This is a genomic window from Brevibacillus sp. JNUCC-41 (genome assembly GCF_014844095.1).
Lineage (GTDB): Bacteria > Bacillota > Bacilli > Bacillales > DSM-1321 > Peribacillus > Peribacillus aracenensis.
Genome location: NZ_CP062163.1, coordinates 4,411,841 through 4,434,717 on the forward strand (window position 1 = coordinate 4,411,841; position 22,877 = coordinate 4,434,717).

23 protein-coding genes are annotated in these 22,877 nt (G+C 39.8%); 17 read left to right on the forward strand and 6 right to left on the reverse strand.

Going from position 1 to position 22,877, the window contains the following annotated elements:
* Position 1 precedes the first annotated feature (1 nt).
* The 10 genes from JNUCC41_RS21475 to JNUCC41_RS21520 all read left to right on the forward strand — a co-directional run bounded on the left by JNUCC41_RS21475 (position 2) and on the right by JNUCC41_RS21520 (position 12,257).
* Positions 2-1,234 (forward strand): Zn-dependent hydrolase, encoded by a 1,233-nt coding sequence (locus JNUCC41_RS21475; RefSeq protein ID WP_192204756.1) that lies wholly within the window; start codon positions 2-4, stop codon positions 1,232-1,234.
* Between the two features lie 133 nt (positions 1,235-1,367).
* A complete protein-coding gene (locus tag JNUCC41_RS21480) occupies positions 1,368-1,568 on the forward strand; it encodes a DUF3311 domain-containing protein (protein WP_192204757.1) in 201 nt (66 codons plus the stop codon).
* Positions 1,565-3,049, forward strand: coding sequence for a sodium:solute symporter family protein (locus JNUCC41_RS21485; RefSeq protein ID WP_192204758.1), 1,485 nt, complete (start codon positions 1,565-1,567; stop codon positions 3,047-3,049). Before JNUCC41_RS21480 ends, JNUCC41_RS21485 begins: the two co-directional genes overlap by 4 nt.
* 51 nt (positions 3,050-3,100) lie before the next feature.
* Positions 3,101-3,967 carry a carbon-nitrogen hydrolase family protein gene (locus tag JNUCC41_RS21490; protein WP_192204759.1) on the forward strand — a complete coding sequence of 289 codons (867 nt, stop codon included), beginning with the start codon at positions 3,101-3,103 and terminating at the stop codon, positions 3,965-3,967.
* Positions 3,968-4,563: 596 nt separating this feature from the next.
* Positions 4,564-4,881, forward strand: a complete 318-nt coding sequence (locus tag JNUCC41_RS21495; RefSeq protein WP_192204760.1) for a DUF3870 domain-containing protein — start codon at positions 4,564-4,566, stop codon at positions 4,879-4,881.
* 174 nt (positions 4,882-5,055) lie between these two features.
* Positions 5,056-6,216 carry a DUF819 family protein gene (locus JNUCC41_RS21500; protein WP_192204761.1) on the forward strand — a complete coding sequence of 387 codons (1,161 nt, stop codon included), beginning with the start codon at positions 5,056-5,058 and terminating at the stop codon, positions 6,214-6,216.
* A gap of 14 nt (positions 6,217-6,230) precedes the next feature.
* Positions 6,231-7,313 (forward strand): dipeptide epimerase, encoded by a 1,083-nt coding sequence (locus JNUCC41_RS21505; RefSeq protein WP_192204762.1) that lies wholly within the window; start codon positions 6,231-6,233, stop codon positions 7,311-7,313.
* Positions 7,314-7,338: 25 nt separating this feature from the next.
* On the forward strand, positions 7,339-8,340 hold the full coding sequence (locus tag JNUCC41_RS21510; protein ID WP_192204763.1) for a C40 family peptidase: 1,002 nt from the start codon (positions 7,339-7,341) through the stop codon (positions 8,338-8,340).
* Between the two features lie 300 nt (positions 8,341-8,640).
* Positions 8,641-10,440, forward strand: a complete 1,800-nt coding sequence (locus tag JNUCC41_RS21515; RefSeq protein WP_192204764.1) for a S9 family peptidase — start codon at positions 8,641-8,643, stop codon at positions 10,438-10,440.
* Between the two features lie 305 nt (positions 10,441-10,745).
* On the forward strand, positions 10,746-12,257 hold the full coding sequence (locus tag JNUCC41_RS21520; protein WP_228467688.1) for a histidine kinase N-terminal 7TM domain-containing diguanylate cyclase: 1,512 nt from the start codon (positions 10,746-10,748) through the stop codon (positions 12,255-12,257).
* A 98-nt stretch (positions 12,258-12,355) separates the two neighbouring features.
* Here the strand turns inward: JNUCC41_RS21520 and JNUCC41_RS21525 are convergent, their stop codons facing one another.
* Positions 12,356-13,069 carry a class I SAM-dependent methyltransferase gene (locus JNUCC41_RS21525; RefSeq protein ID WP_192204766.1) on the reverse strand — a complete coding sequence of 238 codons (714 nt, stop codon included), beginning with the start codon at positions 13,067-13,069 and terminating at the stop codon, positions 12,356-12,358.
* Positions 13,070-13,244: 175 nt separating this feature from the next.
* Between JNUCC41_RS21525 and JNUCC41_RS21530 the strand changes: the two genes are divergently transcribed.
* On the forward strand, positions 13,245-13,505 hold the full coding sequence (locus JNUCC41_RS21530; protein WP_192204767.1) for a hypothetical protein: 261 nt from the start codon (positions 13,245-13,247) through the stop codon (positions 13,503-13,505).
* 488 nt (positions 13,506-13,993) lie between these two features.
* Here the strand turns inward: JNUCC41_RS21530 and JNUCC41_RS21535 are convergent, their stop codons facing one another.
* Positions 13,994-14,632, reverse strand: a complete 639-nt coding sequence (locus tag JNUCC41_RS21535) for a formylglycine-generating enzyme family protein (protein ID WP_192208272.1) — start codon at positions 14,630-14,632, stop codon at positions 13,994-13,996.
* Between the two features lie 407 nt (positions 14,633-15,039).
* Between JNUCC41_RS21535 and JNUCC41_RS21540 the strand changes: the two genes are divergently transcribed.
* From JNUCC41_RS21540 to JNUCC41_RS21560, 5 genes are all read left to right on the forward strand, one after another.
* Entirely contained in the window at positions 15,040-15,837 is a 798-nt protein-coding gene (locus tag JNUCC41_RS21540) for a DUF2935 domain-containing protein (protein WP_192204768.1), read from the forward strand.
* A gap of 250 nt (positions 15,838-16,087) precedes the next feature.
* Positions 16,088-16,738, forward strand: coding sequence for a GntR family transcriptional regulator (locus tag JNUCC41_RS21545; protein WP_192204769.1), 651 nt, complete (start codon positions 16,088-16,090; stop codon positions 16,736-16,738).
* Positions 16,739-16,851: 113 nt separating this feature from the next.
* Positions 16,852-17,640 (forward strand): SDR family NAD(P)-dependent oxidoreductase, encoded by a 789-nt coding sequence (locus JNUCC41_RS21550; protein WP_192204770.1) that lies wholly within the window; start codon positions 16,852-16,854, stop codon positions 17,638-17,640.
* Positions 17,641-17,674: 34 nt separating this feature from the next.
* Positions 17,675-18,427, forward strand: coding sequence for an SDR family NAD(P)-dependent oxidoreductase (locus JNUCC41_RS21555; protein WP_076369189.1), 753 nt, complete (start codon positions 17,675-17,677; stop codon positions 18,425-18,427).
* Positions 18,428-18,479: 52 nt separating this feature from the next.
* Positions 18,480-19,265 (forward strand): glucose 1-dehydrogenase, encoded by a 786-nt coding sequence (locus JNUCC41_RS21560; RefSeq protein ID WP_192204771.1) that lies wholly within the window; start codon positions 18,480-18,482, stop codon positions 19,263-19,265.
* A 235-nt stretch (positions 19,266-19,500) separates the two neighbouring features.
* On the opposite strand, the gene JNUCC41_RS21565 is transcribed toward JNUCC41_RS21560, so the two are convergent.
* Positions 19,501-19,656, reverse strand: coding sequence for a DUF4021 domain-containing protein (locus JNUCC41_RS21565; protein ID WP_192204772.1), 156 nt, complete (start codon positions 19,654-19,656; stop codon positions 19,501-19,503).
* A 227-nt stretch (positions 19,657-19,883) separates the two neighbouring features.
* Here JNUCC41_RS21565 and JNUCC41_RS21570 point away from each other — a divergent pair, with 227 nt between their 5' ends.
* Positions 19,884-20,531, forward strand: a complete 648-nt coding sequence (locus tag JNUCC41_RS21570) for a lysozyme family protein (RefSeq protein ID WP_228467403.1) — start codon at positions 19,884-19,886, stop codon at positions 20,529-20,531.
* Between the two features lie 43 nt (positions 20,532-20,574).
* On the opposite strand, the gene JNUCC41_RS21575 is transcribed toward JNUCC41_RS21570, so the two are convergent.
* From JNUCC41_RS21575 to JNUCC41_RS21585, 3 genes are all read right to left on the reverse strand, one after another.
* Positions 20,575-21,126, reverse strand: a complete 552-nt coding sequence (locus tag JNUCC41_RS21575) for a ribonuclease FAU-1 family protein (RefSeq protein WP_192204773.1) — start codon at positions 21,124-21,126, stop codon at positions 20,575-20,577.
* 442 nt (positions 21,127-21,568) lie between these two features.
* Positions 21,569-22,069, reverse strand: a complete 501-nt coding sequence (locus tag JNUCC41_RS21580; protein ID WP_192204774.1) for a VOC family protein — start codon at positions 22,067-22,069, stop codon at positions 21,569-21,571.
* Positions 22,070-22,423: 354 nt separating this feature from the next.
* A complete protein-coding gene (locus tag JNUCC41_RS21585; protein ID WP_192204775.1) occupies positions 22,424-22,837 on the reverse strand; it encodes a VOC family protein in 414 nt (137 codons plus the stop codon).
* Between the last annotated feature and the right edge of the window lie 40 nt (positions 22,838-22,877).

The following is a 22,877-nucleotide window of genomic DNA, read 5'->3' on the forward strand; positions in this document are numbered from 1 at the left end:
TATGAAAAAGCAAAAGTTATCAATTAATGGTGAGAGGCTGAGTCGTACGCTCGAGAAATTCGCTGATTTTGGAAGGACAGAAAATAATGGAGTCACACGGCTTTCCCTTTCAGAAGAAGACCGATTAGTCCGTGATTACTTTTGCGCTTGCTGTAAAGAATTGGGTATGACCATTAAGGTTGATGATATGGGGAATATTTACGCTACATTAGCGGGAATTGAAAACAAACCGCCTATTGTGATGGGATCACATATGGATACCGTAAAAAAGGGCGGGAGGTTTGATGGTATCTTGGGTGTAGCTGCAGGCTTGGAAGTGGTGCGGACTCTGGTGGAAAATAATATCCAACCTAAAATTCCGATAATGATCGTCAATTTTACAAACGAAGAGGGAGCCAGATTCGAACCTTCCATGATGTCTTCGGGAGTCCTTTCAGGTAAATTCGAAAAATCCATCATGCTGCAAAAGACGGATAGTGACGGAACGACTTTCGAAAGTGCTCTGAATGCCATTGGATATGCAGGGGATAAAGAAAATCGTTTAAAAGAAGCGACTGCATTTCTAGAATTGCATATTGAACAAGGGCCGATTCTTGAACGTGAATCACTAACGATCGGTGTCGTTGAATGTGTCCTTGGCATGGTGTGCTATGAGATAGAAGTTACTGGAGAATCCGATCATGCCGGCACCACCCCGATGAATATGAGAAAAGATGCTTTCTTCACTGCGAATACCTTGATTATGGAGGCTCGTCAGAAGCTAGGCATGCTTGAAGACGATTTGGTTTTTACGATGGGAAGGGTAAATGTGTTTCCTAATATCCATACGGTTATTCCTAATAAAGTGGTTTTTTCGCTAGAAGCGAGACATAAGGATTCCAATGTCATCGAAAAGGTGGAGGAAATCATTGAAAGCCTTACAACTACAGGTTCAGAAGGCGGATGCGACATCCAAGTGAAAAAATTATGGGACAGGGATACCGTTTGGTTCGACAAGTCCACTTGCAATTTGCTAGAGCAATCGAGCAATACATTAGGTCTACCCTATAAGAGAATGGTAAGCGGTGCAGGACATGATGCGCAGTTTATAGCCAGTTATATACCGACTGCCATGGTTTTCGTACCAAGCATCAACGGTAAAAGTCATTGTGAAGAGGAACTTACTGCTTGGGAAGATTGTGAAAAAGGCGTCAATGTTATATTGGAAACGGTCCTTGCCATCCAGTCTCCTTAAGACGCATGTACAATTGGTTGTAAGCAGCTAATGACAGTTTGCCACGGATTCTATCAAACCATCAGTTCAGTTTGAAACTAGGCTTGACTGATGGTGATCCATTTTCGGAAACCTAATTTGGGGAGGGTATAATTTGAATGCTATTAAGCTATTGCTTTTTGTTCCATTTATAGGGTTCTTAGGTTTATTGTCCTATGCAAATAAAATAGAACCGTACATATTGGGGATGCCTTTTTTGTTATTTTGGGTCGCATTTTGGATGGTCATGGCATCGATCATCTTAATGATTGTCTATAAGTTCGATCCTGATAATAAAGGGAGTGATTCCGAATGAATATATCATTACTCATCATTTCCATTTTCTTGGTTCTGGCACTTTATTTAGGGATAAAAGCAAGAAAGGGGAAGGATATGGACATGGAGCAATTTGCCGTAGGGGGCAGGGGCTTCGGTACATTCTTCATTTTTCTCTTGATAGCAGGTGAAATTTATACAACTTTTACATTCCTGGGCGGAAGTGGGTGGGCTTACTCAAAGGGTGCCGCTGCTTATTATGTTCCCGCCTATATTTTCTTAGCCTACGTCCTATCATATTGGCTCGTCCCTAAAATATGGAGATATTCAAAACGCCATTCCATCATCTCTCAGCCAGAATATTTTGCATCTAAATATAAAAGCAGGACAATGGGGATGATCGTTGCTGTATTGGGGAGCTTAGCCCTCGTGCCGTACATAGTCATACAGCTTAAAGGATTAGGTATCATTGTTTCCGAAGCATCTTACGGGGCGATTTCTCCAGTAGCTGCAAGTGTCATCGGTGCTGTTGTCGTAACTACCTATGTAATGATTTCAGGCATTCATGGATCAGCATGGACAGCCATACTGAAAGATTTCATGATCTTGGTAGTCGTAATCTTTTTAGGGATTTACATTCCATTTCATTACTTCGGGGGCATACAGCCAATGTTCGAGACCGTCCAAGCTGCTAAACCGGAAATGTTGGTTTTGGCAGATCAAGGATTGAGTCAGTCCTGGTTTGTGTCCACCGTTTTGCTGAATGCACTAGGATTTTATTTGCTGCCACAAACATTCATGGTCGTTTTATCGTCCAATGGGGAAAGGACCCTTCGCAAAAACGCGATTGCGTTACCCTTATACACATTGTTACTGCTATTCGTTTTTTTCATCGGATTTACAGCCATCATGGAAATCCCGGGATTGCAAGGAGCTGATGGGGATCTCTCACTTTTAAGGCTGGCGATTCAAACATTCGATCCCTGGGTGATAGGGGTTATCGGAGCTGCAGGTTTATTGACGGCCCTAGTACCGGCTTCAGTCATGCTAATGGCTGCATCGGTAGGTCTGACAAATAGCTTTTACAAAGTTCTGGTACCTGCTGCGACTGAAACACATCAGTTGATTGTCTCGAGGATCATCATCATCGGTATCTCAATCATTGCTTTAATTGTAACGGTAACAGGCGGCGAGGCTTTGGCCATCTTGAATATCATGTCATACAGTTTGATTACACAACTGGCACCTTCCTTGTTTTGCAGTTTATCAAAAACCAATATGATCAATAAGTTTGGTGCAATGGCAGGGATATTGGCAGGTGTCCTGATAGTTTTATATGCGACAATTGCAGATCTGAAAGTTGCTACATTTCTGCCGGATATCCCACATGTAATTAATGATATCAGTACAGGCGTCATAGCTTTGTTGTTTAATATTCTTGTAACATTCATTGTAAGTGCACTGACTAAACATATCTCTATGCAACAGACCGAAATGAATGATCTGGACAAGATATCCTAATTTCTTTTAACAAGGCTAATGGAATAAAAAGCATGATATGGGAGGGCTTTTGTGAAAATTAATATAACCGCTTGTCAATTTCGAGTAGAAAAAGTGTCAAATTTCAATGAATTTCAGAAACAAGTAGAAGACTTGATCACCCAAGTTCCCGAAAACTCGGATTATATCATTTTTCCTGAACTGTTAACCATCGGGTTATCAGCGGCCTTTGGAGAACAAGATGCTTCGTCCGTTATCAGGATTGATGAATATACCAAACAATATAAAGACCTTTTCCGCTCACTTTCCAGAAAAAGAAAGCAGGTCATCATTGCGGGCACGCATCTGGAACGCCGCGAAAATGAATACTTCAATATCGCATACATTTTTGATAAAGATGGATCGGTCGTTGAGCATAAAAAAACTCATATCTTTCCTGCTGAAGAGAATTGGCATACTTCTGAAGGTGATGATCTGAAAGTTTATTCCTTAGGTCCGGTTAAGATAGGAATAGCGGTATGTTATGAAGCGGAGATACCTGAAATTTCAAGGATATTATCAGTGAACGGGGCCGACATCATTTTTTGCCCATCCTACACATTTACAGAGGCTGGTTTTTGGCGGGTACGCCATTGCGCACATGCACGCGCAATCGAGAATCAGGTGTATTTTGTTCATTGCCCAACTGTTGGTGAACCTGGGACACCGCTGCCGAACGGTTACGGCCGTGCGAGTATACTTAGTCCCTGTGACAGCGCTTGGCCAGCAAATGGAGTAGTAGCCGAGGCGGTAATGAATGAACATACAGTCATTACCGGGACGGTCGATATGGACGAGCTTTATGAGAATCGAAAAAGTGGTGCGGCGACCACTTTTAAGGATCGTAATCGCCGAAAAGAGATGTATGCGAAATATGAGCCTTATGAAGGGCTGAAATAATCTTGTCTAAAAAAGGTGGTTCGGAGATTATCCCGATTATTATTTTTCACTGTTTTATATGAGATGATTCTCAATGAATGGAATGGATTTGTGTTACTCCTGCCGAATAACTGGCTAGCCGGGACCCCACAGAGCGAGGAGTCTAGCCAGTCGGTAGGCGGAAATGGAGCCGATTTTCAAAAGTAAGCTGGAACTTTTAAAAAAAAGACTGCTGGCTTTTCTCCGAATTTGTCTACAGTCTGCGACAATATTAATACAAGAGTGTTTTTCCTCTTCTATCTTCCAATAAAATAAAAAAACAGAAGGAATAGTCATACTAATCTATTTTAAGATTTGCATAACCTTTCGTTTAATGGCTTCCATATAGGCATTTAACGGTATGATTTTGCATTTATTCCTCACTTGGCGCGCATTAACTATAAAACGTTTCTATTCTCTTGCGCATGAAACGAGAATTGACTTAATATACAAAATATATTGTCAAATGCATGTTACATATATTAAAATGTATGTAACCATTTCATATTGTAATAATATAGATAGTCACCCTATTTATACCTGTTATGATGTCTGTAATGGCAGGAGGCATTATAAGTATGTTTCAGCAGAACACAGTATATATAGTTGGCGAATCGAAGGCAGCATCCAATAATCCAATTACACAGCAATTCAACTGCTTTTTTATCGGTTTCGTCATTGATAGTGATACGCATGATATCGTGGATGCGGAATGCTCGACTACAATATCGATTACATCACGCTTCATTCAATCCATGTTAGTCGGTAAATCAATTCTACGGCCCGATGAATTGGAGAAGGAAATTGAGAAACGGTACTTTGGTTCATCTCAGAAAGCACTGACCGTCGCTCTAAGAAATGCGAGCATTAAATATCAGCAACTTTATAAGTCATAGCTGCTTCTTTTGTCAGTCGCAATTGAAATCCAGCTGTTAAAGAGTGTGTACGCGCTCTTTGGCAGCTGGATTTTTTTATGTAGGTCTATGCAAGGCTTCATTGGCGGGTTTGAATAAAATAGAAAATTTAATTTTATTATCATGAAACTCCCTAAATATAAGGAGGTATGGAATATGATTCAAGATGGTGTGATGTTTGTCTGTTTTTTATTGGCATTTACGGCCGTGATTGCGGTAGCGGAAAAAAAGATAGGAGGAAAGTTCTTCAAGTATGTTCCTGGTATTGTCCTTATTTATATTGGAGCGGCATTGATGAAAACATTTGGGGTCTTTTCAGATAGTGAGTCAGTCGAAAGTGCATATGGCACCATACGAGGACTCCTGCTACCCGCCATGTTAATGCTCATGCTTTTGCAATGCGATATGCGAAAAATAATCAGACTTGGACCAAAGATGCTTTTAACTTTTTTTGCGGCTTCCTTCAGCATCATCGGGGGATTCACTCTTACTTACGTTTTAATGAATGGTTTTTATGCTGAAGGAACATGGAAGGCGTTCTCGGCCTTGAGCGCAAGCTGGACAGGGGGATCTGCCAATATGGTGATCTTGCAAGGAATACTCGATGTACCTGAAAATATATTTGGCTATGCGTTGATCATGGATACAGTCAATTATTCCATTTGGGTCATGTTCTTGTTTTGGCTGGTGCCTCTTGCTGGAAAATTCAATATTTGGACTAAAGCGGATACATCTTTCATTGATCAAATGACTTCCGAGCTTGAAGCGGGGGAAATCGCCAAGACGGAATTTGGATTCGTGGAATTGATCGGTTTCTTGGCGCTGGCTTTAATTGTATCAGCAGGGGCAACCAAAATTGGGGAGGGACTGCCAGTACTGGGTGCCGCTGTGAATGGAACCACTTGGACGATCATCATCGCTTCGACCGTAGGTTTAATTCTGGCTGTCACAAAGGTTGGACGTATTGCCGGTTCCATGGAAATTTCAAAAGTCATGCTTTATATAGTCATTGGTTTAATAGCTTCCCATGCCGATTTTTCACAGCTGTTTCAAGCACCTGTGTATATTTTATCCGGATTTATGATTCTATTCTTTCATGGATTGATCATGGTCATTTTGGCCAAAATCTTTAAGTTGGATCTATTTACAATGGGAGTTGCCTCATTGGCCAATATAGGGGGGGTGGCATCAGCTCCTATATTGGCAGGTGCATTCAACCGGGCGCTAATACCGGTCGGGATATTGATGGCTGTACTTGGCAGTCTTCTGGGCACCTATTTTGGAATTCTTACATCATATATACTCTCAAGCTTTTAGGAAGGGTTGTTAATATGAAGATTGAAAGTTTAAAAGTATCAGTGGAAACCTTGCCACTTGTCAAGCCATTCAAAACGGCATTACGCACAGCAATGGAGATTGAAAACATCATGGTTTCCGTAAAGTTGGAGGATGGAACGGAAGGTTTGGGGGCCGCAGCCCCTACGGTCGCCATCACAGGAGATTCTACAAAAGGAATCATGACGGTCATTGAAGAAGTAATCACACCACATTTAATTGGCCGCGACATCGAGAATATCAATGCATTGTCTCAGCAGATCCAACAATCCTGTGTAGGTAACACAAGTGCAAAGGCTGCTGTTGAAATCGCTTTGTACGACGCAGTCAGCAAACGATGGCAGCTCCCTTTATATCAATATCTTGGCGGTAAATCGAATGTCCTGAAAAATGATATGACAATCAGCGTTGATGAACCCGAAGAAATGGCTAAGGCGGCATTGTCCCTCATTGATGGCGGATTCTCAACGATGAAGATAAAATTGGGGAAAGACTGGAAGAGTGACGTGGAGCGGGTTGCCTGCATTCGTGCTGCTGTTGGCGATCAGGTTACTATCAGGATTGACGCAAATCAAGGGTGGACAACAAAACAAGCGATTTCCATTATTCATGAACTCGAGGAAAGAAAGCTGAATGTTGATTTGGTGGAACAGCCGGTTCAAGCCCATGATATCAAAGGGTTGAAAGAAATAAAGAGGTCTGTCCAAGTGCCGATCATGGCCGATGAAAGTTTGTTTTCCCCTCGTGATGCAATGAGACTCCTGAATGAACATGCTGTTGATTTACTTAATATTAAATTAATGAAAACAGGAGGAATTCGACGTGCACTTCAAATCGCCGATATGGCAGAAGCAGCAGGGGTGGAATGCATGATCGGGAGTATGATGGAATCGACCGTGAGTGTAGCAGCCGCAGCTCATCTGGCAACCGCCCATCCTAATATAACGAAGATTGATTTAGATGCACCATTATGGATTATGAATGAACCATTTGAAGGCATTCAATTTATGAAAGATCAACTTCTCATTGCTGATAAACCTGGACTAGGAGTCAAGAGGAAATCCTCATTTACTCAATAAAAACTATTTCGAAAGGGTGATTATTTTGAAAAAGTTAACAGTTGTGGTGCTATCTTTATTTACTCTCGGTATTTTAGTTTTCAGTCCCATTGAAGCCAATGCAAAAGAAAAGGAGAAAATTGCCTATGTAGATGTAGCTGTGGCCACTCTTTGGACTGAGCCTGGATTAATAAGGGAAATCGATGCTCCTTCAGCATCGAACCCTGTTGATATGAATGCCTGGATCGGCTCGATGAATTATGAAGACAAACTTTGGCTTGTAGGTAACCTGGAAACACAAGCGTTATATGGTTCAAAAGTGACGATTCTAGAAGAACAGGGTGAATGGGTGAAAGTAGCCGTTGCCAATCAACCGACGCCCCGTAATGATATTGGTTATCCAGGATGGATGCCAAAGGCACAATTAAAAGACGGAAATTCTTTTGAGAAGCAATTTAAGCGAGGATTTGCCCTTGTAAATGCCCCTAAGACTTGGCTTTATTCGGATTCGAAACTTCGGTTCAAATTCATGGAGGTCAGCTTCGATACCCGCCTCCCGTTATTACAGGTGAAAAAAGATAAAGTGAAGGTGATGACACCGAGTAATGGCGCAAAATGGATAGAAAAGCAGGACGTGTCAGTCTATCAAAATGAAAATCAAATACCTGCTCCAACCGGTAAGGACATCGTTGATTCAGGAAAAGAATTTTTGGGGCTTCCTTACCTATGGGCTGGAATGTCCGGTTTTGGATTTGACTGTTCTGGATTTACCTATACAATGTACCATGCTAATGGAATTACGATTCCAAGGGACTCTTCCGTTCAGGCGCAACAGGGCAAAAAGGTGGAACAAGAAAACCTTCAGCCAGGTGATTTACTATTTTTTGCCTATGATAAAGGGAAGGGAAGGGTCCATCATGTCGGAATGTATATTGGTGATGGAAAAATGATCCATTCGCCAAACAGCTCAACACATGTAAGGATAGATGAAATAAAAACATCGGGATATGGGGAGGAATATGCAGGAGCAAGAAGATATATCGATTGATGCTTAAAAAGCTTAAGAGCCCAATGCCCTTAAGCTTTTTTCGTATTTGAACATACCTATTCCATTATTCTATCGGATGACAAAACGATGCCCCGATGACTTAAGAATTAGCATACAGCGGAAGAGACGTTGATTCCCGATTAGAGTCTTAGTAAAAATAGTTATATAAGTTTTATACCAGAATAATGAACTAGAATTCTCTACTTCCATAAACTGAAGGCATACGTATACCGATAAGGAAAAATATGGTATAGTTAAGTGCAGATTTTTTTTATATTATAATGTGAGGGGCTGCCAAAGATGATCACTTTTCCGAAACCTGATGTTGAGCAATTTTTACGAACCTTTTCCATTGCTGATTTTGCTGTAAGTCCAGATGAAGAACATCTGGTTTTCAGTACCAATTTGAGCGGCAAGTATAATTTATGGGGAATGGATTTGCCAAACTCCTTTCCTTATCCGCTTACAACCATTGATCAGAGCTGCCAAGAGCTGATATATGATAAGAAGAGCCGGTTTATAATTGCTGGTTTCGATCAAGACGGGAATGAAAATACCCAGTTTTACGGGATTCCTTTGAATGGCGGGACAATGAAGGAAATCGTCCAGCATGAAAATACACGTAATTTCATGCCAAAATTATCGAATGACAGTAAAAAGCTCTATTACACGACATCCAGAGGAAATCCTACCTTTCTAAATTCCTATTGTTTAGATTTAGAATCAGGACAGGAGAAGCTGGTACTCGAGGGAAAAGACGCAGCGACCTATTTATTTGGCTTCAGCCCAGATGAAGAAACCTTACTTTACTATAAACACTTTGCTAATACAAATACCCTTCTCTATGCAAAAAAAGGGAATGAAGATATCCTGCTCACTCCGCCCTCCGAGAAACAACATACAGTGAATGATGGTGTTTTTGTTTCGGATTCGATGATATATTTATTGACTGATTATGATTCGGACTTTACCTATTTGGCTTCATACAATCTTGAAACAAACAAATTCAATAAAGTTAAAGAATTGGAGAATGAGAGTTTTACTGCCATTAAATATAGTAAAGAGAATCAACTATTATATATAACTAGTCAAAAGGGTGTAGAAGATCAATTATATGAATTCAATCTGCAAAATGAAGATTGGAGATATATCCCCGTGCCGTGCAGCGTCATTAATAAACTTGAAGTTACTGCAACTGGAACGCTATACTTATTTGGCATGAGCGCAACAAAGCCTCATAACATCTATAAAAAAACAGGTGATGAGTGGGTATCATTAACTAAATATACTGTTCCTGGCGTCGATTCCGATGAATTGGTTGAACCGGACATCATTACATACCCTTCCTTTGATGGCCTGGAGATCGAATCGTTATTTTTTAGGGCAAAAAAGGAAATTGACAATGGTGAAATCATTTTTTGGCCACATGGAGGTCCTCAAGCGGCAGAACGGAAATCCTTTAGGGCATCATTTCAATTTTTCCTGAATCATGGTTACAGTATTTTTGCGCCAAACTTCCGCGGTTCGACTGGCTATGGTTTGGAATTCACAAAAATGGTGGAAGGAGATTGGGGAAATGGACCAAGACTTGATAATGTAGCCGGCCTTGATTGGCTCATTAACCAAGGGCATGCACAAAAAGGCAACATTCTATTGATGGGCGGAAGCTTCGGAGGGTATATGGCACTTTTGCTGCACGGACGACATGCGGATTATTTTAAAGCGGTTGTCGATATTTTCGGACCATCCAATCTTTTCTCATTTATCAATTCCGTACCAGAAGAGTGGAAACCAGTCATGGATCAATGGGTAGGAAATCCGGAAAAAGATAAAGAAAAACTAATCGAGTATTCGCCTATCACCTATTTAGAATCCATGATAAAGCCAATGCTTGTCATTCAAGGAGCAAATGATCCCCGTGTCGTCAAAGCAGAATCAGATCAAATCGTTAAAGCGTTGAAAGATAAAGGAAGAGATGTCGATTATATGCTTCTGGAAGATGAAGGACATGGATTTTCCAAAAAAGAAAATGAAATTGCCGTCTATCAAAAAATACTCACATTCTTAAAGCGATTCACAGCAGTAACAGAAAAAGTGTAATCCGCATTAAAATATTTCATTTATTTACATTTTAATTGGAAACCCTGCCACTCACGTTCCAGTGATGAAGCAGGGTTTCTTTGTTTGAAAACTGGCATTTTAGGTACGTCGGTTTGGGGAGTTAGTAAATGGCTTCCCAATATGGCGTGTTTATAAAATCCTGGCATTTAAAATTCAGAATTCCCTGAATAAACTCTGGTCACCTAGGCATAAAGCGCTATATAATATACGGAAAAAGTATTTTTTGTTAAACGGAGTTGATCGCATTGCCACGGGAATTATTGTTATACATACTCGTAGTTATAATGGCAGGTGTTTTAAGCTTGTTCCTGTGTTTATTTGCACAGTTAAGGATCAAGGATGCACCTGGAGCAAAACCCTATATTTTCGTGACATTTTTGTCTTCCATTTTTACTTTTTCCTATGCTTTCGAACTTTCCAGTACATCTTTGGAACAAATCATATTTTGGTTAAGGGTCGAGTACTTGGCATTACCATTCATCCCAGTATTCCTTTTGTTGATGTGCCTTGAATATGTTGGGCAGAGAATTAAGAAGGTCTGGCAATATGCCCTTTTCATCATTCCGTTCATCACCATATTCATGCATTATACAAACGGCCTTCATCACTTGTATTACAAATCAATGGAATTGAGAAGCGAAAGTCCTTTTCCAATTATTAAACTGGTGGGGGGCCCTTGGTTTTACGTCCACTCCCTTTTCCTTTTTTTATGTGTCATGTTAAGTATAATCATATTGCTAAAACATATGAAAAAATCCTCATTCAGATTCAGGATGCAAATATCAATGATGGTGGCAGGTCTTATTATTCCTATAATGGCAAATTACTATTATATCAACGGATTAAGCACATATGGCATCGATCTTGGTCCTGTATCCATGAGTATCACGTTTATCTTTCATGGTGCGGCACTTTTGACTTTTCAAATGTTCAATGTAGCCCCGATCGCTCGGGAAACTGTCTTTGAAAGTATGAAAGAGGGCGTCATCGTTTTAAATCAACAGAGTTTGATTGTTGACTATAACAATGGAATGCGCAAAGTCATACCCATGTTGGATGAACATTCCATAGGTAAATCGATTACAAGTCTGCTAAATGGGAATCATCAACTTAGGGAAATAATCGACCTTAAGCAAGACAGTGATTTTAATTGCAGCCTAAATGGTAATATAGTACATTACCATATTGGTTTTTCACCTGTGCTCAACAAAAGTAACCTGCCTATCGGACAGATCATCACTTTCGCCAACGTAACTGAAAGAGTTCTTATGCTGGAAAAGTTGAAACAACTGGCAAGCTTGGACGGATTAACCCAAATATTGAATAGAACCTTTTTCATTAATAAATCGGAAATGCTATTCGATGTACTAAGCATGGAAGGCGGCAATGTTTCAGTCATCATGTTCGATATTGATCATTTCAAAGATGTAAATGATTCTTTTGGACATGAAGCAGGGGACGCAGTCATAGCGCTTGTTGCAAATACTGCAAAGGAACACATTCGGGAAGGCGATCTATTGGGGCGTTATGGCGGTGAAGAATTTATCATATGTTTACCGGATACCGCTTTAGCCACTGCATATGAGTTGGCCGATATTATTAGGAAAAAAGTTTCTGCAAGCATTGCAATTGTTAACGAAGAGAGGATTTCCGTTACCTGCAGTTTCGGGGTGACTCATGCCTTAATTGAAGCTGGTGATCGAAGCCAATCCATCAAAACATTGATGCCACGGGCTGACCAAGCCTTATATGTCGCAAAGAAGAATGGAAGAAATTGTGTAAAGATCATCGCCTAAAATGGAACCATCCCTTTAAACCTTGAACTTGTTATAGGTTTTTTTATTGTGTTCATAATTCCTGACAATCTTGAGCTGAGTCATGCATTATAAATGCCCTACTTTTTACTTGCTCTGTATACTCTATACCCAAGGCTGTGTCCATAAGATAGAATGAGGCGGTAATGTTCGTCCATGACTCGTTCCAAGGATTCATTCATTGGCTGAACGAGGCTATTTGATGCTGAAGAATTCATTAATTCCTCTAAGACGGTACTCGATCTCAAGATTTTTGAATCTTTAAATCCGTTTTGTTGAAATGCCTTTAACCATTCGGATTGCGCCAATAATTCTCTTAATTTATAGAAGTCCATGATTTCTTTTTTTGAGGCAGAATCAAGGCTGGTTTCTGCTGTCATATCAATGGATAACAAAGTTCCTTCTAATTTAAGGACCCTGAAAAATTCACCGAGCGATTTTGATATATCCGTGAATGCAATCGTTGATTCAGCTATGATAAAATCAAAAGAATTATCGTCAAAAGGCAGTTCTTCAATTGAAGACTTATATAGGTCAATGCTTAAATTAGCTTGTTGGAATCTTTTTTTTGCATGTTTCACCATCTCTGGGTGATGATCAAGCGCGGATACTTGGCAAAGAAACGTTTGTGCCAAGTAAGATGAGGTTTGCCCAGTCCCGCATCCGGCATCAAGGATTATTGACGTATGATCGAGTTCTTCATTTTTCAAGAGCTGCTTAGTCAGTTCAAATCCACCAGGGTGTGCCCCTTCAATTCCAATTATGGCTAGTGCGTCTTGGTATGAGTGGTTCATGGCATAATCTCCTTTGGTACCTGAATAAATGTATTTTATGCTTTGGTTTCAAAGAGTGTTTAACCATTCGCAAGGAATATGGGAAAGACTTTTAAAGGTTTGGTGGGTATTTAATTCATGCAGGCTAGTCTCCTAATGCATACGATGTATAATCAACGGACAAGGGGAGTGTAAAATGGGTTATCATAATTATTATCATAAATGCAGGCAAGGTGTTGGAAGACCAGTTGAAATTCGTACAAGTAGAGGGACCGTTCATCGGGGAATCATACACCGGGTTACGGCGAACCGTGTATATATTCGTCCATTTGACGGTGGCAGAGACCTTGGTGGGTTTGGTTATGGAGGTTTTAATGCAGGATTTGGTTGGGGTGCTGCAAATGGATTTGCCTTTGGGGCAATTGCATCTTTAGTTTTTCTCGCATTTCTCTGGTAATGGAATGATAAAAATTAAAAAAACCTGAAAAATTATCAGGTTTTTTATTTTGTTCACAATTGGAATCCAACCAAAAAAACGGGAAAGAAATATGAATAGCAGTAAGGCTAAAATACATGTAAGACGATTCTTTTTTCTGGATTTAACCTCTAATCTCTTCTTTTTTTGGGTTCATCACAAATAAATACAGCTGATCACTCTGTTTTCACTCCTGTTATCCGTTAGTAAAACTCCTTGAATTAAGTTGGCTTGATTGCTGAAATTAAAAGGCTGTTTTCGCATACTTTGTTGCGATTTACCAAATAAAGCGGTGTGGTTGATTTCCCCTCCAGATGCTCGCTTTCCGCGGGGCGGGCGGTGAGCCTCCTCGGCGTAAACGCCTGTGGGATCTCACCTGTCCCGCTGCTCCCACAGGAGTCTCGCACTTGCGCTCCAATCAACCTTAAATCGTTTTGTTTTAAAAACAACAATCTTTCGAAAAGAGCCAATTAAAAAGACCTGGCAAGACGGAATCCTAGGTCGTCTATGCGGAATGTAGGATGGCTGCGCCGACGACATGAAGCTCCACAACCCCTGGCATCCTCAGCCCAGCTACCACCCCGAAAAATACGGTAGGTGCCGTACACTTGTTCATCATATAAATCCCAGCACCATTCCCAAACATTCCCTAACATGTCATGCAGCCCCCATGGATTCGATTCCTTTGTTCCTACGTCATGGATTATGCCCCCTGAATTTTCGTTATACCAGGCAATCTTATTCAGCTCACCATATCTGTAACCAGCAGTCCCAGCTTTACATGCGTATTGCCACTCTGCTTCAGATGGAAGTCGAAAACCGCTTGATTCCCAATTACAAACTATGTTTTCACCATTTTTAGAATAACACTCTGCCAGTCCGGCTTTCTGTGAAAGCAGATTACAAAAAGAAATTGCATCATTCCAAGAAATATTCACAACAGGTTTTAGATTTCGATAAAAAGAATTAGGCGGTTTATTTGTAATAACATAGTAGAAATCTGTAGTAACAGGATAACGGGCAAGAAGGAATGGTCTTATTTCAGCTTTCCATTTGCTTTTAATTCTATCGTCCCTTAATTCTATTTCTCCCCCTGGAATTTTCACCATTGGACAGTCAATGTATCTCTTTATTTCCTTTGACAATCTATCTTCCTCCAAACATTCAGAATTTTACAAACTTTACCACAACCAGAACCGTTAAATCAATACAAATATGATGTTTGTATTTGCAGATAACTGCCAGGGAGTTAAACAAGTGCTATAATGACCGTTTTCTGGAGGGTATGCACACGTTTGACTCACTGCGGGGCATATCGGATTAAAGCGTAATAATCAGGTGAATGAAGAATCTACTTCAAATAACACTTTAATTTCTTGGGGTATAAACATTCCTGCGGGTAAAGGATCAAGTTTAAGCTTTGTAACGCCACCATACAATTTATATTAATAAGTTTGCAGGCTTTGGCATACAGATTATAAGTGAGTTTCGATACTTTGAATTATGGGGGAGAGCGATGAACGAGTTTTTGGAAAAAACCGCGAGATTCGAGCACCGGTTTTGGCTGCAAATCTTAGGAGACCATAGCAGGTTCATCCATGAGTCTTTAGCTCCGGTTGAAGTGGAAAACATAGAAATTGCCTCAGAATTCATTCGAATTTTTGATAATCTCCTTGGTAAATCCAATTCAGAAGAGATTTCGCAACTAACGGCCATGGCTGAAAAAGAGGCATTAAGGTTTCGGGAGTTTAAGCTATACCTACTTAAAGAACATCTGGTTGGTAAAATAAAAATACATCTTTCACCTTCATTCATTAATCATATGGTGAACGAATTAGAAGAATATTTAAGATTATTGAAATACTTCAATTCAAATCAAATGCCGCCTGTTTTCCATGAACTTCATCATCATTTGCTTTGGCTTTTAGATGCAGCGGGGCATGCAAGTGCAATTTCATCTAATATGGATGATGTTGAAAAAAGATTAAAGGAGAAAAGTGACCAATATAAAAAACATTTTAATGATTTTTATTTAAAAGCGGTTGAAATGGCTGGATATTTACGAACCAATCTGTCAACATTCCCAGCATTGGAAAAAATGAATCAGGACGTTAAATTGGAAATTAAATTATTTCAGCACTTTCTGCTTGAAGTGGAGGAGCTTGATCTCAGTACGCAGGCTCTCGGAACGTTTTCGCCATTAATGGCAGATCATATGTGGCGAGAAGAATGTTATTATTTAACGAAACTCGCTGAATCGACAGACACAGAAAAGCCAAACTGCGATCCAGCGAAACCTAGGCTAGTGGAATAAAAGAGTCCACCATAGAGCCCTTTCTATAAAAGGGGCTCAAATCTGTTGAATGTATCATTAAACTCAGTAAGATCGTTAAATCTTCGAAGAAGCATTCGGTCATCTTTTCATTCTGAGTCACACATGGTTTAAAACGTTTTTCTTGGTGGGTTAACATTAATGGGAGTAATTTTTAAGGAAGTTAATTCCTATCCATATGTTATACTAATAGAACTAAAATCAATTATTAGAAGTATAGGAGTGCTGAAAGATGTTTGGAAATACTTCCAATTTTACAGATGGCATTTATTTTGGGGAATCGTTACCACACCAAATCGCCAAACACATTTTAAAAAAAATCATTGAAGGGGAAATAGAAGCTGGAGAGAAAATCGTCGAAGAAGACATTTCCAAAGAATTGAATACGAGCCGTGCACCAGTACGCGAAGCGCTTTATTTATTGCAGGTTGACGGAATTGTTGAGAGGATACCGAGGCGGGGAACGATCGTCAAGCCATTCTCACAAAAGGAAATCATTGAATATAATGATGTTACGATCGGGCTGATCCAGATGGGCATTGAATTTTCCCGAGGAAGGTGGCACGAAGAAAATAAGCAATCATTACGAAAGCATTTGGAAGGTGCAACGGATGAGTGTGAGAAAAGTAATGTAATCGAGTATCAAAAAAAAGCTGAACAGATATTTCGATATATTTTTACAATCGCTAATAACAAAGCATTATCAAGATTTTTTGAGGAAGCCAGTCATATCCTCATGGTTTTTGCCCAAAGTCAATGGAATACAGAAACGATGGAAAGTTTCCATTTCAGATTAAAAATGTCTATTGAGGGCATTCTCGAAGACGATTTCGTTAAGGCAAAAAATGAAATTCATGAAGCTCTGAATCGTGGAGTGATGTAGAGTCTTTGACTCTAAAAGTGAATTGTCGACAATCGACAAAAATAGTGTTATGATGTAAACGTATTCAAACAAGAAGATCATCACCAAGATTAAAGGGAGAAAGGGAGAATATTATGCAAGCATTTGATTTTACAGAAAAAGTAGCAATTGTTACCGGCGGCGGCGGGGGGATCGGCCGGGCGGCTTCTATTACACTTTCAGAAAATGGTGCCAAAGTGGTTGTTGTTGACCTTTCTGAAGAGGCTGGCATATTAACGGTAAATGAAATCAAAGAAAAAGGCGGCGAAGCGAAGTTCATTAAAGCCGATGTTACAAATGAAGCCGATATAAAAAATTATGTTCAAAAAACGATAGATTCTTATGGGAAAATCGATATTTTCCTGAATAATGCTGGGTGGGAAGGCAAAATCATGCCTCTTGTCGATTATCCTACTGAAGTTTTCGATCAATTAATGTCAATAAATGTACGCGGCGTTTTCTTGGGTTTGAAACATGTATTGCCCTATATGATTGAACAAAAAAGCGGGGCGGTCGTAAATACAGCATCTGGAGCTGGTTTACTCGCAACGCCAAACATGGTGGCATATGGTGCAAGTAAACATGCGGTTCTTGGAATGACGAAAACTGCTGGTGTCGAAGTTGCTCCCCATGGTGTACGGGTGAATGCTGTCTGCCCAGGCGTCGTCAACACGGCTATGATGCGGTCGATTGAAAGCGGGTTTGGTCAAGGTGATTCCGCGGCAGCTGAAGCGGCTAGAAAACAATTGGAAGCAACGACTCCGGATGGCCGGTATGCTGAGCCTCAGGAAATTGCAAATCTAATGATGTACTTAGTATCAGATCTTTCCAGCCACATTACGGGTCAAGAACTTGTAATCGACGGCGGGGCCATTTTAATCTGATAAGCAATAAACTTTATTATAGGGGGACGAATATATGAGTTTAAAGGGAAAAGTCATAGTAATTACAGGAGCAGCCAGCGGAATTGGAAAGGAAACGGCATTTAAATTAGCTGAACAGGGAGCTATTGTCGTAGCAGCTGATTACAATGATGTTGCTGCTAAAGAAACGGCTGAAGCCATTCAACAAAAGGGAGGCACAGCTTCTTTTGTGAAAGTGGATGTAGCTAAAGCGGAAGAAGTGGAAGCGATGGTAGAAGCTGCTGTTGCCAATCATGGCACCATCGACGGCATTTTCAACAACGCTGGAATTGGACTAGTAAAACCATTTTTAGAGATGGATCCAGAGTCTTACCACAGAGTCGTTGATGTTGACCAACACGGCGTTTATTATGGCATGTATTATGCAGCAAGGAAGATGGTGGAGCTTGGGGTAACAGGCGCAACGATCGTCAATACAGCCTCAATATATGGGACGATGGTTTCTATCGGCAGCTTTAATTACCATGCTGCAAAAGCTGCAGTCATCGCCATGACTAAATCTGGAGCAATTGAACTTGCGCAATTTGGGATTCGTGTTGTCGGTGTTGCACCAGGTTTTATCGAAACGCCGATCATTGGTGATGATCAAGAGTTCCTGGACAGTTTGGCACAACTTCATATGAGGAAAAAATTGATTCAGCCAGAAAAGGTTGCTGAAGTTGTAACGTTCTTGTTCTCCGAAAAAGCGGATGCCATTAATGGACAAGTCATTCCTGTCGATGATGGATTCTTAAGCTTTAAGGGGTAATTATTATTATCAATTAGATCTTCAAGATATCTTAAAAAGGGAGTTTTGACATATGAACAAACGATTCGATGGCAAAGTAGTAATCATTACAGGTGCAGGATCAGGTTTAGGACAAGCAGCCGCATTGGAAATGGCTAAAGAAGGAGCTAAACTTTCATTAGTTGATTTAAACGATGCATCTTTGGAAGCAACAAAAAAATTAATCTTTGAAATTGCACCAAATTCAGACGTGCTTCTGATCACTGCAGATGTATCGGATGAAGAAGCAGTAAAGAACTATGTAGACCAAACAGTCAGCAAATATGGAAGAGTCGATGGTTTTTATAATAATGCGGGTATCGAAGGTAAACAGGCACCTACAGCTGAATACGATAGCAACGTTTTCAACAAAGTGACGGACATCAATATTAATGGTGTATTTTATGGCATGAAATACATCCTGCCAATCATGAAAGAACAAGGATCAGGGGCAGTGGTGAACGTTGCTTCTGTAGGCGGAATTCGTGCGGTACTTAACCAAGCTGCCTACGTTGCAAGTAAGCATGCTGTAGCAGGATTAACAAAAACAGCTGCCATAGAATATGGTCAATACGGAATCAGCATAAATGCCATTGCACCAGGAGTAATCTTAACAGCGATGGTGGAAGGTTCATTCAGGCAAATAGGCGGGGAGAATTGGGAAGAAGCAATGGCGGATTTCATCAGTGTGAATCCTAAAAAACGCTTTGGTAAACCTGAAGAAGTCGGCCGTTTAGTCGCTTTCTTATTATCAGGGGAATCAGAGTTCATCAACGGGGCAGTCATTCCGATTGATGGCGGACAATCTTCACAATACTAATTGAACAAAGGGAGTGGCAGCATTTGGCCACTCCCTTTTAATGGTATCTTTTTAGTTAATGACCCAACGTATTCACATTTGCAGAAAACGAAGACCTTCTGGGTTTTCGTTTTTTGTGGCATATGTAAAAAATCCGTTCATAGCCTAAATGAATTGATTCGAGAAGCTCAATACAGATGAACTCATTAAAAAAACGCCATATTAGGCGCTTAACTAAATTTCAAGAAACCAATCGTCATTTTTCTTTATCATGTAGCTTATCTTCATATTCAGTTTCCAACATACCATACAGACCATTCATTTCTTGTTCATCAGGATCTGCCCCAAACTCATTTCTATTTTTATTCTTTTTATCATCAAGGATTTCATCTTTATCATTCTTCCTATCCATACATATCACCTCCACACAATAGGGTGTCTCATTATCCGAAAAAACATACGCTGAGTGACCGGGTCTTTTTAAGTTTTCTTGTGTTTAAATTAAGAGTTAAAGATAAAATAATAATTCAATGCTAGTAATCTTCTTTTCAAGAACATTTAATTGGTATTCTAAATAGTTATTACTCTTACTATTTGTTAAGATATAAATATATAACTTAGAGATAACGGAGAGAGATTGTGAAGAAGAAACGTAAGAAATCAAAGAATGTTTTTGTCATTTTTATCCTCATCTTTGCATTTTTGCTACTAAAGGAGATCATGCGAACCCCCAATTACGAAAATGTTTCCACATCAGTAAATACGCTTGATTCTTTTGCGAACGTGAAAAAGTATAGTTCACTTCTCAGGGACGAGCTGGCTAAATACGGGCTTGAGGAGCATACTTCGACATTGATTGCTTTGATGCAGCAGGAAAGCCGGGGACGGGGCGGTGACCCAATGCAGGCATCTGAGTCAGCGGGTCTTGATCCAAATACGATCACAGATCCAACGGAAAGCATTAAGTATGGAGTGAAACATTTTAAGAGAATCAATGAATATGGCAATGAAAAGGACGTGGATTTTGCCACGATCATCCAAGCATATAACATGGGAATTGGTTATATTGATTTCGTTGCGGAAAAAGGGGGCAAGCATACTGAGGCGCTTGCGAAGAAGTTTTCCATGCTTCAGGTCGAAAAAAACCCTACCCTTTATGATTGCGGCGGAGACAAAGAGAATTTTCGATACCCATATTGCTACGGTGATTACTCATACAGTGCAAAAGTATCTAAGAACATTGAGGAGCTTGACGACAGTATATCGGCTCAAGCTGATGGTGAGTGAGGGAGAACAAAAAGCCTACTGAACGAAGTAGGCTTTTTGTTTGTCATTTGTTGTTCAACCATGGAAGGAGGTCATTATGTTTATAGAGTTTCTCGGATTCTGAAATGGTTTGTGAAAGAAGAATATCAATGGAATCAAGTAAAGAGTTTAGGGCTAGTTTAACAGAGCCACTCTCATATTGCTCTAATGGCAAAGGTAACTCTTCCTCGTCTAAAATAAAATGTTCCCCATCCGGAAGCACCAAGATATCAATGATCAAATCCTCAAAGGAAACCAACTTATCCTCCATATATGTATTCCTTACAATATTAAAATAGGATCCTAAATAATGCCCTTCGTTATCTCTCCAGATGTATAAATTATAAGGACGGTCTTTCCAATAATGAGCAATCGTATAACTGCCTATAGGAATGGTTAGTTTTATATGACCCGCTTTCATCGTGAACGTATCCATGATTTCATGAAAAAGCACGACATGTTGCTTTTGTGCTTTTAACAGCAAACAGTTATATTCCACAACTACTGAGTCATAGCGGATTTTTCTTTCTATTATTTCATCGCCACGCTGTAGTGCTGGTGTAAATATATTGTCCATCGTTTCTATTCTCCCTTAAAAACTATCTAGATCATTTATTTCATTATACTCAATAAGGTTTTTCTTTTCTAATGGCTCTTTTCGTAAAGATAGTTGTTTTTAAAAACTAAACGATTTAAGGTTGATTGGAGCGCAAGTGCGAGACTCCTGAGGGAGCAACGGGACAGGTGAGACCCCACAGGCTCACCGCCCGCCCCGCGGAAAGCGAGCATCTGGAGGGGAAATCAACCAAACGGCTTTACTTGGTAAATAGCAACAAAGCATGCGAAAAAAGCCTTTCTAATAGGTGGATCGCCAGGAAATGAGGATTAACAGCTTCAAGGAAATTTAAATCTCAAAACCTAATTTCACACCTGAAGTACCAAAAAAATAGGCTTAATTCACTTCAAATTCATACGCTTCTGGAATAAACACAACTTACGAGATAGTTGTTTCCTGGATCCTATCCCATAAACGCCTGCTTTAACGTTTTAATGTCAATTTTCTTCATTTGGAGAAGCGCTTTCATTAGTCTTTCCGATTTTTCAGGATTCGGGTCGTTTACCATTTCGGTTAGTTCCTCAGGGACAATTTGCCATGAAACACCAAATCGATCTTTCAGCCAACCGCACACTTGGGCTTTTTCGTCTCCGCCTTCGGAAAGTTTTCCCCAATAATAATCCACATCTTCTTGATCCTCGCAATGGATGATAAATGATATTGCCTCTGTGAATTTGAATTGAGGACCGCCATTCAATGCTACGAATGCTTGTCCTTCCAATTCAAATTCCACGGTCATCACTGATCCCTCTTGCTTCCCGTGGATTTGATTTCCTTCATTTCCATAGCGAGTGATTCTTCCAATCTTAGAATTTCCGAAGATGGAAGTGTAGAACTTTGCCGCCTCTTCAGCTTGAGTATCAAACCACAAGTTAGTTGTGATTTTTTGAATTTTATTTTTCATAATTTCTCCTTTTCGATTACATATTTAGCAAGTCTTCGATAACTAAACCCTTCAGTTATTGAGGTAATAAGTGAAATTTGTTTTTTTGATTATGGATGTACCCTTGTCAGGAAACAAGAAAATAAGCGTTAGGTTGAAGTTATAAATCATTTTGAGAATTCAATTTTTACTAGCCAATCATTTAACTGATAACCTTTATATAGCATCCCCTAAGGGTTAACGAAAAATTGTTTCCTTAGTTATAGAATCTTTGCCCTTGGTGATGGAAATACAAAAAGGATATAGAAACTTTTCACCAGTGAAAAGACCTATATCCAAATCGAAGATTAATTAATAAAGGCTCATTTTCATTTCTTAGCTCTCGAAGTTAAATTGCCAATTGATTCCGAATTTATCGGTTAACTGACCGTAAATTTTACTCCAGAATGTTTCTTGGAGCTCCAGACCAACCGTTCCTCCTACACTTAGTTTGTTAAAGATCGATTTAATTTCTTCCAAATCATTACCGACATATGCCAGGCTGATATTGTTACCTTCAACAAAGGGCATACCAGGAAAAGTATCGGAAAACATGACATTGCTTCCAGTAATATTCAGCCTTGTATGCATGACTAAATTTTTCGCTTCTTCTGGAAGGGGAAATTCCGGATTAGGAGGTGTTTCACCAAAGGTCATGATATTTGGTTGCTCCGTTCCAAAAACCTCTGCGTAAAACTTTACTGCTTCTCGGCAATTCCCATTAAAATTAAGATATGCATCAACTGACATTTATCTCACTCCTATTTTTTTATTTATTATTCGTTGCTAC